General features: G+C 67.8%; 15 protein-coding genes. 8 read left to right on the forward strand and 7 right to left on the reverse strand.

The genetic code is table 11. From position 1 onward, the window contains the following. On the forward strand, positions 1–309 hold a 309-nt coding region (locus tag Q331_RS21885), incomplete at its 5' end, for an IS4 family transposase (protein ID WP_026381883.1). Positions 310–573: 264 nt separating this feature from the next. Here Q331_RS21885 and Q331_RS0114820 read toward each other — a convergent pair. Beyond that, positions 574–1,227, reverse strand: coding sequence for a DNA-3-methyladenine glycosylase I (locus Q331_RS0114820; protein WP_026381322.1), 654 nt, complete (start codon positions 1,225–1,227; stop codon positions 574–576). A gap of 79 nt (positions 1,228–1,306) precedes the next feature. Here Q331_RS0114820 and Q331_RS0114825 point away from each other — a divergent pair, with 79 nt between their 5' ends. From Q331_RS0114825 to Q331_RS0114840, 4 genes are all read left to right on the forward strand, one after another. Further along, positions 1,307–2,023, forward strand: coding sequence for a DUF2927 domain-containing protein (locus tag Q331_RS0114825; RefSeq protein WP_034492477.1), 717 nt, complete (start codon positions 1,307–1,309; stop codon positions 2,021–2,023). Between the two features lie 474 nt (positions 2,024–2,497). Continuing rightward, positions 2,498–3,178, forward strand: coding sequence for a L,D-transpeptidase (locus Q331_RS21890; RefSeq protein ID WP_084175087.1), 681 nt, complete (start codon positions 2,498–2,500; stop codon positions 3,176–3,178). Positions 3,179–3,354: 176 nt separating this feature from the next. After that, entirely contained in the window at positions 3,355–3,969 is a 615-nt protein-coding gene (locus Q331_RS0114835) for a L,D-transpeptidase (protein WP_026381324.1), read from the forward strand. Positions 3,970–4,121: 152 nt separating this feature from the next. Further along, entirely contained in the window at positions 4,122–4,484 is a 363-nt protein-coding gene (locus Q331_RS0114840) for a hypothetical protein (protein ID WP_026381325.1), read from the forward strand. A gap of 540 nt (positions 4,485–5,024) precedes the next feature. Here Q331_RS0114840 and groL read toward each other — a convergent pair. Both groL and groES read right to left on the reverse strand, forming a co-directional pair. Next, positions 5,025–6,662 (reverse strand): chaperonin GroEL, encoded by a 1,638-nt coding sequence (gene groL / locus Q331_RS0114850; protein ID WP_026381326.1) that lies wholly within the window; start codon positions 6,660–6,662, stop codon positions 5,025–5,027. Positions 6,663–6,713: 51 nt separating this feature from the next. Continuing rightward, a complete protein-coding gene (groES, locus tag Q331_RS0114855) occupies positions 6,714–7,025 on the reverse strand; it encodes a co-chaperone GroES (protein ID WP_026381327.1) in 312 nt (103 codons plus the stop codon). A 348-nt stretch (positions 7,026–7,373) separates the two neighbouring features. On the opposite strand from groES, the gene wrbA reads away from it, so the two are divergent. Further along, a complete protein-coding gene (gene wrbA / locus Q331_RS0114860) occupies positions 7,374–7,973 on the forward strand; it encodes an NAD(P)H:quinone oxidoreductase (RefSeq protein ID WP_026381328.1) in 600 nt (199 codons plus the stop codon). A 159-nt stretch (positions 7,974–8,132) separates the two neighbouring features. Further along, entirely contained in the window at positions 8,133–8,498 is a 366-nt protein-coding gene (locus Q331_RS0114865) for a DUF427 domain-containing protein (RefSeq protein WP_026381329.1), read from the forward strand. 51 nt (positions 8,499–8,549) lie between these two features. On the opposite strand, the gene Q331_RS23160 is transcribed toward Q331_RS0114865, so the two are convergent. The 4 genes from Q331_RS23160 to Q331_RS21905 all read right to left on the reverse strand — a co-directional run bounded on the left by Q331_RS23160 (position 8,550) and on the right by Q331_RS21905 (position 13,485). Further along, positions 8,550–9,209 (reverse strand): hypothetical protein, encoded by a 660-nt coding sequence (locus Q331_RS23160; protein ID WP_026381330.1) that lies wholly within the window; start codon positions 9,207–9,209, stop codon positions 8,550–8,552. Positions 9,210–9,403: 194 nt separating this feature from the next. Continuing rightward, on the reverse strand, positions 9,404–10,732 hold the full coding sequence (locus Q331_RS0114875; protein ID WP_026381331.1) for a M16 family metallopeptidase: 1,329 nt from the start codon (positions 10,730–10,732) through the stop codon (positions 9,404–9,406). Next, complete coding sequence (locus Q331_RS21900; RefSeq protein WP_084175082.1) at positions 10,732–12,174, reverse strand: M16 family metallopeptidase; 1,443 nt, start codon at positions 12,172–12,174, stop codon at positions 10,732–10,734. Before Q331_RS21900 ends, Q331_RS0114875 begins: the two co-directional genes overlap by 1 nt. Before the next feature lie 294 nt (positions 12,175–12,468). After that, entirely contained in the window at positions 12,469–13,485 is a 1,017-nt protein-coding gene (locus Q331_RS21905) for an EamA family transporter (RefSeq protein ID WP_084175083.1), read from the reverse strand. 78 nt (positions 13,486–13,563) lie between these two features. On the opposite strand from Q331_RS21905, the gene Q331_RS0114890 reads away from it, so the two are divergent. Further along, entirely contained in the window at positions 13,564–14,961 is a 1,398-nt protein-coding gene (locus tag Q331_RS0114890; RefSeq protein WP_034492511.1) for an aminotransferase-like domain-containing protein, read from the forward strand. The last annotated feature ends 23 nt before the right edge of the window (positions 14,962–14,984 follow it).

Consider the following 14,984-nt stretch of genomic DNA (forward strand, 5'->3'; position numbering starts at 1 on the left):
GAGATCGCCGACCTCTACAAAAGGCGCTGGGCCATCGAGCTGTTCTTCCGGTGGGTCAAGCAGACGCTCAAGATCAGGCATTTTCTCGGGCGCGGCGAGAACGCCGTGCGCATCCAGATCGCCGTGGCGCTCATCGCCTTCCTCATCCTGCGCCTCGCCCAGGCCGCCCAGAACGCCATTCAAAGCCCGCTCGCCTTCGCCAGGCTCGTGCGCGCCAACCTCATGCACAAAAAGCGCATCGACCGCCTGATCGAGCCACCCCCAGAGCCGTCCAAGGACCCCAACCAAATGCTCCTGCAATGGGCGTGAAATTAAACCGGACAGCCGTGGGTCTGACCCGGCCATGACGACGAAACGGGTTCAGCGCTCATATTCCTCGCGCCAGCCTTTGCCCCCTCCCTTTCGTCCTCACCGGGCCTGACCCGGCCGTTTTTCCGCCTCGGCCTTTGTTGTCGCCACGGCCGGGCTTGATCCGGCCATCCATGCCTCGGCGCCTGCGCTGACGCCCGTCGCTTATTGTCGGTGGCGAGGCCCGGTGGCGAGGGGAGGGGCCTCGTGCCGCGCCGTCCTTCTCTATCCCGGCCTTTTGAACGTCGCGCGAGCCTTCTCCACCTCCTGGCGCTGCGGGCAGCCCTCGAAATGGTCGTTGACGAGGCCCATCGCCTGCATGAAGGCGTAGCAGGTGGTGGGCCCGACGAAGGACCAGCAGCGCGCCTTCAGCGCCTTGGAAAGCGCCGTCGATTCGTCCGTCTTGGCGAGCGCTGCGAGGCTGGCGTGGTCGCATCTTTCCGGGCGCCGGTGCGCCGGCGGCTCGAAACGCCAGATGAAGGCGGCGAGCGAGCCCGCTTCCCTTTGCAGCTCCAGGGCGCGGGCGGCGTTGTTGATCGCCGAGACGATCTTGCCGCGATGGCGGATGATGCCGGCATCGGCAAGGAGCCGTTCCACCTCCGCCTCGCCGAAGCGCGCCACCGTCGCCATATCGAAGCCGGCGAAGGCGCGGCGGAAATTCTCCCGTTTCTTCAGGACGGTCAGCCAGGAGAGCCCGGACTGGAAGCCCTCCAGGCAGAGCTTTTCGAACAGCTTCGTATCGTCGGCGCTCGGCCGTCCCCATTCTTCGTCGTGATAGGCCTCGTAGAGGGCCTCGCCGAGGCACCAGGCGCAGCGCGGCTCTCCGTCGGCGCCGAGGCCGAGGCCGGGCGCCATGGTCTCAGCCACATAAGCTTCCATGTCTTTCCGCTCCGCTTGAATCGCTCCGGCCGGACGATAAGCTTGGCCCGGCTTGAAGGCGAGCCGGAGACGCCACGCCATGCTGTTCCTGCGCGCCGGCGCGGCGCTTCTCTTTCTGGCGCTTGCCGCCGCCTTGCCGGGCGGCGCGGCCGCCGCCGCCCTCACCGACCGGCAGCTTGCCGACAGCTTCCGCAAGGCGGTGCTCGGGGCCGAATATGCGAGCTGGGGCTTCGACGCGCGGGTGGTGAAGAAATTCGCCGGCCCGGTGCGTGTCTTTGTCGACAATCGCTCGCGTTTCGACCGGCGCCAGGAGGTGCTTGCCTTCGTCGCCTCCCTGCCCGGCTCCATCGACGGGCTCACCATGGTGCTGGCACGCGATGCGCGGCAGGCGAGTTTTCGCATTCATGTCGTCGACCGGGCGCAATACGCGCCGCTGGTGCGCGAAATCTACCGTCGGCCGGGTATGCGCGTGCCGGGGCGCTGCCTGGTGCGCGTCGTCAACGGGGCGCGCGGCATCGCCTATGCCGATGCGGTGATCGTTGCCGATGAGGGTGAGTTTCTCTTCCGCCGCTGCCTGGTGGAGGAGGTGCTGCAGGGGCTGGGCCCCCTCAACGACGATGCCAGCCTGCCGGATTCGGTGTTCAACGACACCTCGCGGCTGACCTCCTTCAGCCGCCACGACCGCCTCATCCTCAACATGCTCTACGATCCGCGCATCCGCCCGGGGATGGACCGGCAGCAAGTGGAAGAGGTGCTGCCGCAGGTCATCCGCGACGTGCGCCGGCGCCTTCGCTGAAGCTTCAGCCTTTCTTTACCGTCTCTCTCAATCGGCGATTCACCGTAAATCGTATTGGCAAGGCTTCGTTTACCGGCATTTCTGCGCCCGCCCGTAGCGTGAAGGCGTTCTAAGCGGAAACGCGACAATCCGCGATAATGGGTGACGGTAATGCGCAGCTCGGTACGGTTGTTTTCTAAGGTTTTCGGGTTCGCGGCGATGCTCGCCGCTTCAGCTTCCCTTGCGCCGGCCTTGGCCGATCCCGTCGGCGCCGCCCGGCAGATCGTTCCCCTAAAGCCGCAGGCGGAGGCGCAGTGGCGCGGTCAGCTTCAGCGCCAGCCCGCCGCCGCCACCCAGCGCCGGGTCGCCACCACCGGCGCCCGCCAGCGGCAAATCCAGGAAAAGAAGGGGCTTCTGCAGGTTCTCTTCGAGCCGCAAGAGACGGCAAGGCCGCAGCGGCAGGTGCGCCAGCCGAGCCCTGCGCGCGGGGCCGCCATGTACGCCCAGCCGCAGGCGCGGCTTTACGAACAGCGCCGGCCGGGGCTCTACGCCGCCCCGGGCGCCTCTGCCGCGCCGCCGCGCAGCGCCCGCCCGCCCGCCAATGCCCGCTACCCGCGCCCCTTGCACCTGCAAAGGCAGGCCGCCCGCCGGGCTGCGCCGCAAGTGCAGGCCCCGCGCCCGGCTCAGCCCGCCACGACGGTGCGTCCCGCACCGGTCTCGCCGCGTCAGTTCAACCCCGCCTTCCTGCCGACCATGGTGGATTATGCCAGCGACGAGCCGCCGGGGACGATCGTCATCGATACCGATGCCCGCTACCTCTATCTCGTCATGGAGGGCGGCAAGGCGAAGCGCTACGGCGTCGGCGTCGGCCGGCCGGGCTTCGAATGGGCTGGCACGCATAAGGTGACGCGCAAGGCCGAATGGCCGGGCTGGACCCCGCCGGCGGAAATGAAGAAGCGCCAGCCGGGCCTGCCAGATTACATGGAAGGCGGTCCCAACAACCCGCTCGGCGCGCGCGCCCTTTATCTCGGCTCCACGCTTTATCGCATCCACGGCTCCAACGAGCCCTGGACGATCGGCAGGGCCGTCTCCTCCGGCTGCATCCGCATGCGCAACGAGGATGTGAAGGATCTTTACGAGCGCGTCGGCGTCGGCACCAAGGTCATCGTTCTCTAGCGAGGACCACCAGGCTGGCGCCGGCCCAAGCCCGGCGCCGCCACGGGCCCGGCGCCGCCCGGGGCCTGGCGCCTGCCCGGCATGGTCGCGCGAAGCTGTGCGCGACGGCGGCGACTTGCCGTCTTGGCAGCCTGTTCCTAGAAATATAGCAAGAACTGAGGAATGGGAGCCTGGCCATGCAACGAACGCTTCGCATCAGCCTTGCGGTTCTGGCGGGCTTCCTGATCTTCACTTGCACCGACGCCGCCCGGGCGCTCACCTTCTTCGATCCGGTGAGCGGCACCTTCGTCTCCGTCGATCAGCGTTATTCGACCAGCCGGCGCGTGCCGCAGAAATACGGCCGGCAGACCGTGCGCTATACCGGCGGCGAGAAGCCGGGCACGGTCATCATCGATACCAGGGCGAAGTTCCTCTACTACGTGCTGCCCGGCAGGCGGGCGGTGCGCTACGGCGTCGGCGTCGGGCGCGAGGGCTTCGGCTGGAGCGGCGAGGTGCATGTCGGGCGCAAGAGCGAATGGCCGCGCTGGATCCCGCCCAAGGAGATGATCGCCCGCGAGCCGCGGCTGAAGCAATATGCCGGCGGCATGCCGGGCGGGCCCAGCAACCCGCTCGGCGCGCGCGCGCTCTATCTCTTCGACGGCGGCCGCGACACGCTCTACCGCATCCACGGCACCAACGAGCCCTGGACGATCGGCCTCAACGTCTCCTCCGGCTGCATCCGCCTCGTCAACGACGACATCATCGACCTTTACGGCCGGGTCGGCATCGGCACCAAGGTGATCGTGCTGTAGCGATAGGGCGGCGCTTCCTGCCGCCTGGCGCGCAGGCGCAAAGGCAATGCAACTCCTGCGCGGTAACCATTTGCCAATCGATTGCCGCTAGCACTGGGGCTGAAGCCGTCGATCCGTGCTGAGGATCGGCCGCGCAACCGGGCCGCTTAATCATGGCCGAGACGACCGCACCCGACGACAAGCGCGCCATCGCCGCCGAGCTGCAGGGCAGGCTGATGGTGGGGCTCGCCGTGATGGTGGGACTGACGCTCCTCATCGCGCTCGCCATGGCATTCGGCCCCGGCGCCAACCGCGCCCTGGAGGAAGTCGCCGCCGCCCAAGGAAAGCCGCGGGCGGCCGGCGAGGCGGCCGAATCCGCGCCGCCGGCAGCGATGGCCGACACGGCCCGAGACGGGGCGCAAACCCGCGCCATCGAAGAAGGCGAGGCAAGGCGGGAGCCGGAAGTGTCCGCGCCCGCCATCGCCCCCGAATACCGCACCATTCTCTACGATGCGCGGCTGCGGCCGGCGCTCTAGGCTCTAGGAAGTGTCTTCGACGAAGCCGCCGGACCGGCTTGCGCGCCGCGCATGCCGGGGCGGCGTTCGGGCGAGGGCGGCTCGGCAAGGGCCATATCGACCGGCGTGAGGCACCACAGGCAGCGGATCGCCGCGCGCGGCACGCTGCGGCTGCAATGGTCACAATAGGAGGTTCTGAAACGGGCGGACAAAGCTGAAGGCTCCCCAAGCGCGCGCGGCGGGCGCTGAAGCGAAAACGACAGGGTTCGATGGCGACAGGAGAGACCCGGAACGGGGAGCGGTCGGGCCTCTATCGGATGGCCGCAACCTCGTTCCGGGCGAAGACATCTGTCTTTCGGGGTCGCCCGATCGTGCGTTTGTGAGGAGCCTTCGACATGCTTCTGAGATGGGCGTCGATTGGGGCCTTTTCAAGGGAAAGCGGGGCCGGCTCGCGGTGAGCGCCCGCCTGGCCGCCTTTCGCCGGCATGCGCCTTGATGGCACGAAAAAAAAAGGGCGGCCACGAGGGGCCGCCCTTTCTCGTCTCGATGCTCTGGACCGGCTTAGAAGTCCATGCCGCCCATGCCGCCGCCGGGCATGGCCGGAGCCGGAGCGTCCTTCTTCGGCAGCTCGGCGATCATGGCCTCGGTGGTCACCAGCAGGCCGGCGACGGAAGCCGCGTCCTGCAGCGCCGTGCGCACAACCTTGGTCGGGTCGATGATGCCGGCCTGAACGAGGTTCTTGTAATCCTCGTTCTGGGCGTCGAAGCCCCAATCGGCCTCGCCCTTGTCGACGATCTTGCCGACCACCACAGAGGCGTCGACACCGGCGTTGGAGGCGATCTGGCGGAGCGGTGCCTCAAGCGCCTTCAAGACGATCTTGATGCCGGCCGCAACGTCCGGATTGTCGGAGGAAAGGCCTTCCACCGCCTTCTTGGAGTGCAGCAGAGCCACGCCGCCGCCCGGCACGATGCCTTCCTCGACCGCCGCGCGGGTGGCGTTGAGGGCATCGTCGACGCGATCCTTCTTCTCCTTCACCTCGACCTCGGTGGCGCCGCCGACGCGGATCACCGCCACGCCGCCGGCGAGCTTGGCCAGCCGCTCCTGCAGCTTCTCGCGGTCGTAATCGGAGGTGGTCTCCTCGATCTGCGCCTTGATCTGGGCGACACGGCCCTCGATCTCGCTCTTCTCGCCGGCGCCGTCGACGATGGTGGTCTCCTCCTTGGAGATGGTCACCTTCTTGGCGGTGCCGAGCTCGTTAAGGCCGACATTCTCCAGCTTGATGCCGAGATCCTCGGAGATGACCGTGCCGCCGGTGAGGACGGCGATGTCCTGCAGCATGGCCTTGCGGCGGTCGCCGAAGCCCGGCGCCTTGACGGCCGCGACCTTCAGGCCGCCGCGCAGCTTGTTGACGACCAGCGTCGCCAGAGCCTCGCCTTCCACGTCCTCGGCGATGATCAAGAGCGGACGCGAGGACTGAACCACGGCCTCCAGCACCGGCAGCATCGCCTGCAGGTTGGAGAGCTTCTTCTCGTGCAGCAGGATGTACGGGTCGTCGAGCTCCGTCACCATCTTCTCGGCGTTGGTGATGAAGTACGGCGAGAGATAGCCGCGGTCGAACTGCATGCCTTCCACGACTTCCAGCTCGGTCTCCAGGCTCTTGGCCTCTTCGACCGTGATGACGCCCTCGTTGCCGACCTTCTGCATCGCCTCGGCGATCATCTTGCCGACTTCGGTGTCGCCATTGGCCGAGATGGTGCCGACCTGCGCCACTTCCTCGGAGGTGTCGATGGTCTTGGAGCGGCCCTCCAGATCCTTGATGACCGCGCCGACGGCAAGGTCGATGCCGCGCTTCAGGTCCATCGGGTTCATGCCGGCGGCAACCGCCTTGGCGCCTTCCTTGACGATGGAATGGGCGAGAACGGTGGCCGTCGTGGTGCCGTCGCCGGCGACGTCGTTGGTCTTCGACGCGACCTCGCGCACCATCTGGGCGCCCATATTCTCGAACTTGTCCTCAAGCTCGACTTCCTTGGCCACGGTGACGCCGTCCTTGGTGATGCGCGGAGCGCCGAAGCTCTTCTCGATCACCACATTGCGGCCCTTCGGGCCGAGCGTTACGCGCACGGCGTTGGCGAGCGTGTCGACGCCGCGCAGCATCTTCTCGCGCGCATCGGCGGAGAACTTCACGTCCTTGGCTGCCATATTCGGAACCTCTGTTGGTTAGCTCTAGATACGAAAAAGCGAAGGCGCGGGTTACGCGGCCTTCGCCATGGAATCACCCTCGATGACGCCCATAATGTCGGACTCCTTCATGATCAGGAGATCCTCGCCATCGATCTTCACTTCCGTGCCCGACCACTTGCCGAACAGGATCCGGTCGCCGACCTTGACGTCGAGCGGCTGCACCTGACCGCTATCGTCGCGGGCGCCGGGGCCGACGGCGACAACCTCGCCTTCCTGCGGCTTTTCCTTGGCGGTGTCGGGGATGATGATGCCACCCTTGGTCTTCTCTTCCGACTCAAGGCGGCGGACCACAACGCGGTCATGCAGAGGGCGGAACTTCATGTCTTGTCCTCGCGTCCTTAATCGCGGGCGCGGCGCGCCCAATGATGGGAATAAGAGCTGTTAGCACTCCTAAAGGGTGAGTGCTAACGCGCCGCGGAGATAGGTTCTGCCCGTCGACGTGTCAACTGGCCGCAAGCGCCTCACGGCAAAAAAACCGCAACCGGCATGGCGCCGGCTTCGCGCGGCATCGCGTGGGCTGCCCGGCGAGGGGCCGGGCGTGGCGGCGCAAGGGCTTGGACACAGCGTTCACCGCCCTGGCGGCCGGCGCCCCACCCCTTAGTTAGATGCCCTGGTTATCGGACGCGCCCATCGTTGCGCAACCCATTCACCCGTAAGGAGCTTTGAAGCATGACGAAAATCCTCGTCCTCTACTATTCCAGCTGGGGCCATGTGATGAAGATGGCCGAGGCGGTGGCCGAGGGCGCGAGCGGCGCCGGCGCCGACGTCACCATCAAGCGCGTCGCCGAGCTGGTGCCGAAGGACGTGGCGGAGAAGTCCGGCTACCTGCTCGACCAGCCCTATCCCGAGGCCGAGCCGGGCGAGCTTGCCCAATACGACGCCGTGATCGTCGGCACGCCGACGCGCTTCGGCAATATGTGCGCGCAGATGAAGAACTTCTGGGATCAGACCGGCGCCCATTGGGCGTCCGGCGCGCTCGCCGGCAAGGTCGGCTCCGCCTTCACCTCCACGGGCAGCCAGCATGGCGGCCAAGAGACGACGCTGACCTCCACCCATAGCGTGCTCCTGCACCAGGGCTTCGTCGTCGTCGGCCTGCCCTATACCTTCACCGGCCAGACGCGGCTCGACGAGATCACCGGCGGCTCGCCCTATGGCGCGACGACGATCTCCGGCGGCGACGGCGCGCGCTGGCCGAGCGAGAACGAGCTGGATGGCGCCCGCTTCCAGGGCCGTCACGTGGCCGAGATCGCCGCCAAGCTCGCGGCCTAGCTCGGCGCCGCGGGCGGGCCGTCGCGCCTGGCGCGGCCGGCCCGCGGAGAGCCGTCTTTGGCGCGCGCTTTCCCCCGCCGTGGCCGCTGCGTGGCAAGTTGCGGTGCGACTTTAGTTTGTTTGGCCCTGCCGCGTTGCACGCGCTAAGAAGTAACTCGCATGACGATGCAGCAACGCAAGCGTACCACTTTGTCGCCTTTCGCCGGCACGGTCAGTGTCAGCCACGACGAGACGCTTTTGGCCCGCTCATCGCGGGCCATGTTGCTGGAAGAGGAAGGTTACGAGCCGGTCTTCTACGTGCCGCGCCAGGATGTGCGCCTCGCCCACATGACGCGCTCCGACACCATCACCACCTCACCCTTCAAGGGCGTCGCCTGCTATTACTGCCTGCGCACGCAGGACGGCCGCCTCATTGGCGATGTCGCCTGGTCCTACGAAAATCCCTATCCTTCGGTCGGCTGCATCGCCGCGCATCTGGCGTTCGATCCGCGCAAGGTGAGGGTGGAAGCGAGCCCGCTCCGATAGCGTTTGGCGGAGGCGCCCGCCGGGGGGCCGGGCGCGGCCTCGTGCCGAGGTCTATTGGGGCTCGGCGGCTTCGCCGGCTTCCGGCTCGGGAGCCGCGATGTCGAAGGGCACGGAGAAGCTGCCGCTCTTGCCGGAATTGTCGTCGCGCAGCGTGAACTCGGCCGTGTAGGTGCCCGGGCTCAACTCGGGCATCTTGTAGGACAGCACCAGGTTGAATTCGCGCCGCGGCATGGCGAGCGCGGTATCGACCACGAACATGTCCTCGCCCTCCACGATCACCTGGCCGGTCGGATTGCTGATGGCGAGGTCGGCATGCATGCGCACGCGGTGCTTGCCCTCCTGCCGCGCATAGGCGAAGCCGACCGGCTCCACATAGACCTGCATGGCCTCGCCGGGGCGATAGACGGCTTCGTTCTGCGGCTGGTAGTCGCCGAAACCGACGGCGGACTTGACCGCGAGCGCCTTGCGGAAGGCGAGCGGGCCTTCTTGCCACACCGTGTCGACGGCGCCTTCCAGCGCCTGCAGCGCCCGCACCGTCTCGCCGGCCGCCAGCGCCGCCTCCGCCTTCTTGCCGGCGGTCTCAAGCTTTCCTTCCGCCGCGTGCAGCGGCGGCGCCCAGCCAAAGGCGAGGCCGGCCGCGAGCAGGAGGGTGAGCGCGCCGGCGTGGTCGCCGAACCGCCCGGTTGAGCCGCTCCTTGCTTTGCCCATCATCCGGCATGTCGTCAGACATGCCTTGCCTGCGCCGCGCGCGGCGGCCTGCTTAACCCTGCGCATTTTGCGCTCCCGTTGCTCCCTGTCACAAGGGTTGCAGAGAGCTTTCGTCAGGGCAAGTCGCAGAAACGGCGCCGCCGGGCGGGCCGGCGGCGCCGTTGTGGTCTTGGGAAGCTGGTAAAGGCCTGCTGCGCTTAGCTGGAGGAGGGGCCGACGGTGACGACGCTCGCCGGATCGCCGTAAAGGCGTGCGGCAGCACGCCTCACATCTTCCTGCGTGACGGCGCGGATCAGCTCGTTGCGCTCGTCGACGTAATCGATGCCCAGGCGGTCGAGCCGGATGCCGAGAAGCTGTTTGGCGATCTTGGTGGAGGAATCGAAGCGAAGGGCGTAATTGCCGGTGAGATAGGATTTCGCCTCCTCAAGCTCCTCCGCGCTCGGCCCGTTCTCCCCGAGGCTCTGCACCTCGTTGAGCATGATATCGATCGCCTGCTGCGCGGCGTCGGCGCGCGTGGCGGCCGCCGCGATCCAGGCGCCGGAATGATCGAGCGGCAACAGGCTGGAGCCGGCGGAATAGGCAAGGCCGCGCTTTTCGCGAACCTCGCGGTAGATCCGCGAGGAGAAGACGCCGCCGCCGAGGATGTGGTCGGCGATATAGGCCGGGATGAAATCGTCATCGTCGCGCTTCATCGCCGAGCCGCCGATCCGGATGACGGTCTGCGGCACGGCCAGGGCGATATGGGCACGCTTGCCGTCGGCTGCCTTCACATCGGCGATCGGCGTCAGCTCGGCCTTTTCCGGCAGGGCCCCGAACATCTCGTCGAGCGCGCCCGCCAGCGTCTCAGCATCGATGGCGCCGACGACGGCGACGAGAAGGTTGTCGCGCGCCAGGATGCGGTCCGCATAGCCGCGCAGATCCTCCGCCGTCAAAAGCTCCACCGTCGCCGGGGTGCCCTCCCTGTCGCGTCCGTAAGGGTGCTCGCCGAAGAGCTCGCGTGCCCAGGCCTTGCGCGCCAAATCCTCCGGATCGGTCTCCTCGCTGCGCAGCTTGGAGATGATCTGCGCCTTGATGCGCGCCACCGGCTCGGCGTCGAAGCGCGGCTCGCTCAGCGCAAGGCGCGTCAGCTCGAAGGCTTCCTCGCTATTGGCGGCGAGCGTCTTCAGGTTGCCGTAGAAGGCGTCGCGGCCGATGTCGAAGGAGAGCTTGATGTTGCGGTTCTTAAGCCGCGTCTGGAAGGTCTTGGAATCGAGCTCGCCGGCGCCTTCGTCCAGAAGGCCGGAAAGAAGATTGCCGAGGCCCTCCTTGCCGTCCGGATCCTGCGCCGCGCCGCCGCGGAAGGCGAACTGCACCGTCACGATCGGCACGGTGTAATCCTCCACCAGCCAGGCGGTGACGCCGCCCGGCGAGGTGACTTCCTGAATGTCGATGGCTTTGGCCTGGCTCGGCAGGGCGAGGGCGAGGCTCATGGCGGCTCCGAGGGCAAGGGCGAGGGGGCGCGCGGCGCGCGGCAGGGGGGCGATCATCAGCGGGTCTCCGTCTGCGGCGCTTGCGTGGCCGCCGGGCCCGACGCCTGGTCGCTGGCGGCGCCGCCGGAAGCGGCATCCGCCACCGGCTTCAGATAGCCGGTGGCCGCGCGCTGCGGGTCAAGGTAACGCTGGGCGACCTCGCGCACCTCCTGTGCCGTCACTTCCTGGATGCGGGCCGGCCAGGTCTGCACGTCCTCCAGGCTCCGCCCCGCGGCGAGCGCCGAGCCGATGATGCGGGCGAGCGATTGCTGGCTGTCTTGCGAATAGACGGCGTCGGCGACGACGGAATTCTTCGCCCGCGTCAGCTCCTCTTCCGAAACGCCTTCTTCCGCGATCTTGCGGATGGAGGCCTCGATGCCGGCCTTCAGCGTCTCCAGCTGAACGCCGCTGCGCGGCACCGCGTAGACGATGAGGCGGCCATCGTCGACGGCGGTCGGCGTGTAATAGGCGCCGGCATAGGTCGCCAGGCCGTCGCCGCGCACCAGCTCGTCGTAGAAGCGGCTGGTGGAGCCGCCGCCGAGAATATCGGAGAGCACCGAGAGTGCCTCCGCCTCGCCCGGCGCGCCGGTCACCGCCGAGGGCACGGCGTAGAACTGCATCAGATTGGGCTCGCGCACCTTCTCGTCGCGCACGGTGATGGAGCGCGCTCCGGGGGAGATCGGCTCGCTCGGCCGCGCCGGCCGGGCGCTGTCGGGGCGCGAAGCGATCTGGCCGTAGGTCTCCTCCGCGAGCCGGCGCACCTCTTCGGGGGTAACGTCGCCGGCCACCACCAGGATGGCGTTGGAGGGCGTGTAGTAGCGCTTGTAGAAATCGAGCGCCGTCTCGGTGTTGAGCGCCCGGATCTCGTGCTCCCAGCCGATGGTCGGGCGGCCATAGGGATGGTTGAGATAGAAGATGCGGTTCAGCGCCTCGTTCATCTGCGAGCCCGGATCGTTGTCGACGCGCATGCGGCGCTCTTCCAGGATGACGTCGCGCTCCGGCGCCACCACCTCGTCGGTGAGCACCAGATTGCTCATCCGGTCGGCCTCAAAGGCCATCATCTCCGGCAGGTATTCCTTGGCCACACGCTGGTAATAGCCGGTGTAGTCATTGGAGGTGAAGGCGTTCTCCTCCCCGCCGATGGCCGAGACGCGCGAGGAGAACTCCCCTTCCGGATGGTTCTTGGTGCCCTTGAACATGAGGTGCTCAAGAAAATGCGCGTTGCCCGATTGGCCCGGCGCCTCGTCGGCCGAGCCGACGCGGTACCAGACCATATGCGTCACGACGGGGGCGCGCTTGTCGGGAATGACGACGACGTCCATGCCGTTGTCGAGGGTGAATTCCTGCGCGTTGGGGGCGATTTTCGCCACCGGCGCTGCGGCTTCCGTCTCGGCCGGCGCTTTCTCTTCGGCATAGGCCGGCGACGGGCTCAAAGGCAGGGTAAGGGTGAGGCTGGCCATGAACGCTCCGACAAGGGCCGGTAGTGTGAACGGGAAGTGCTGCAAGGTGAAGTCTCCGCTTTGGAGCTTTTCCAAGGGTTACCGTAGCCGTCACTCATATAGCGGCGGTGCCCGGCAAGCCCAGTGAAGATCTTGTCATATTGCGTGCGCGGTCAAGTAAGCGCATCGGCGGGCGCCTTTCAGGGCTTTGCATAGAGCCGATATGTGGCGGGTATCGGGCCGCCGGTGCCGGCGGTCGTCTCGCCTGGCTTGGCCGCGGTCGCGGCGGCCCTGCCGCGGCGCTATCGCGAGGCGCTAGCGCTGGCGCGCCGCTCCCAGCCGCCGCCTTGTGACGGCCGGCCGGGCGGGCGCTCCGCCCGCCTCGCTCGCGCCCTCGGCAAGCCGCCGCTTTCTCGCACCGGCATAGATGAGGCCGTAGATGCTGACGACGACGACGCCGAGCGTGACGACGTGGTAGGCCTCCACCTGTTCGCCGAGCAGGAGGATGGCGAGCACCATCGTCAGCGCCGGCCAGGGCGCGGCGATGGAGGCTGCCGTGGAGACGTCGATGCTGCGCAGGGCATAGAACCAGAAGATGAGCTCCAGATAATAGGCGAGCCCCATGATGAGGGCGAACTTCTGGAATTCGAGATTGCCGAGATCGGCCGCGACGCCGCCAGGGCCGAGGAGGGCGAGTGCCACGAGGCCGAGAAAGATCGACGACACCAGGACCCGGAAGAACGTCACCTGGGCGGGCGTGATGGGCGTGCGGTCCTGCACCTCTTTGACGATGACATGGGCGATGCTCCACAGGAACGGCACGCCGAGGGCGACGACGAACCAGATGGAGAAGCCGGCGATGCGCCAGGTGCCGCTGGTGGCGAGGGTGTAGAGCGCCGACAGGAGCAACAGCGTGAAGGCGAGTTCCAGGGCGCTTTTGCGCCGCTTCAGGAACAGGCTCTCCCACAAAATGGCGAAGAGCGGATAGGCCTGGATGGCGATGGCGGCGGGAACGGCGCCGGCCTTTTGCACCGCCAGCACGTAGACATAGGTCGACAGGCCGAAGATGGCGCCGGTCAGCACGATGATGGCGATCGTGCGGCGCTTCAGCCCGGGCGCCAGGCCGGCGGCGAAGATGCCTTTGTTCGCCGAGGCGAGCTCGCGCGCAACCAGCGGCAGCGAGAAGAGAACCTGCCACAGCGACAGGAAGAGGGCGAAGCTGAGCGCGCCGAAGCCGGCCGGCCGGCTGTTGGCGATGATCGGCATGACGCCGAGGATCGTCAGGCAGACCAAGGAAAGGGAAATTCCGGTCTTGGGGTCGCTGCGTTGCATGGAGCGGCTCGGCAATTTCAGTGCAATATGTACAGATTGCATTGACCTATGGCGCTGGGCAATCATAACATTGTCGCCATGACAATCTGGCGACCCGATCTTGCCGGGCGCACCGGCCCGAAATTCCGGCAAATCGCCGATGCCATCGGCGAGGCCGTCGCCGCGGGCCGCTTGCCGAGGGGCGCCCGGCTGCCGCCGCAGCGCGAGCTTGCCTATGGCCTCGGCGTGTCGCTGAACACGGTCAGCCGCGCCTATGCCGATGCGACGGAGCGCGGCTTCGTCGCCGGCGAGGTCGGGCGCGGCACCTATGTGCGCGAGGCCGGGCCGCTGCCCCCGCCGGAGGCCGAGATCGCCAGCCTGGCGCGCCCGCTCGCCGGCCCCATCGATTTCGCGCTCAACCTGCCGGCGCCGGGCGAGGCGGCCGCATGCCTGGCGGAGACCTTGCGGGACCTTTCGGGCTCCAACTGCCTCGCCGCGCTCTTGGATTATCAGACCGAGGGCGCTCTGGACCATCACGCCGCCGCCGCGGCCGACTGGTTGCGGCGGGTCGGACTGGCCTCAAGGGGCGAGGAGATCGTCCTCGCCACCGGTGCCCAGCACGCCATCCTCGCGGCGTTGATGGCGACGACGCGGCCGGGCGACGTCATCCTGAGCGAGGCCCTGACCTATGCGCCGATCAAGGCGATCGCCCATCATCTCGGGCTGCGGCTCGTCCCCCTCGCCGGCGGGGACGGCCCCCTCGGCCCCGATGCGCTGGAGGCGGCCTGCGCGCGCTTTTCGGCGAAGCTGCTTTATTGCCTGCCGACGCTGCACACGCCGACGACCCGCACGATGGACGCCGAGCGCCGCGCCGCCATCGCCGATGTGGCGCGAAGGCGCGGGCTTGTCCTCATCGAGGACGATGTCTTCGGCTTCCTGCCTGCGGAGCGCCCCCTGCCGCTCGCCGCCTTCGCGCCGGAGCGCACGATCTACGTCACCAGCCTGTCGAAGAGCCTCGCCCCGGGCCTGCGCGTCGGCTACCTCAAGGCGCCGGCCGAGCATGCGCGGGCGCTACGCGCAGCGGTCAAATTGTCGAGCTGGATGCCCCCGCCGCTGATGGCCGAGATCGCCAGCCGCTGGATTGCCGATGGCACCGCCGACCGGCTGAGTGACTTCCAGCGCCGGGAGGCCCTGGCCCGCCAGGCGACGGCGCGCGCCATCCTGCCGCCCGGCCTCGTTGAGGCTGATCCCGGCGGCTTCCATCTCTGGCTGACGCTGCCGCCGCAATGGCGGGCGGAGATGTTCCGCATGGAGGCGCAGAGCCGGGGGGTGAAGGTGCTTGTCGGCGGCGCCTTCGCCGTCGATGGCGCCGAAAGCCCCAACGCCGTGCGTCTTTGCCTCAGCCACGAGGCCTCGCGGGCGAGGGTGGAAGAAGGGCTCGTCATCCTGGCCGAGCTCGTGGGCGATAGCGGCGCGGCGGGTGCGAACGTGCTTTGAGCGGAGGGACGGTCCGGGGCCGG

The sequence above is a fragment of the Afifella pfennigii DSM 17143 genome (assembly GCF_000688515.1).
GTDB classification, from domain to species: Bacteria; Pseudomonadota; Alphaproteobacteria; order Rhizobiales; family Afifellaceae; genus Afifella; species Afifella pfennigii.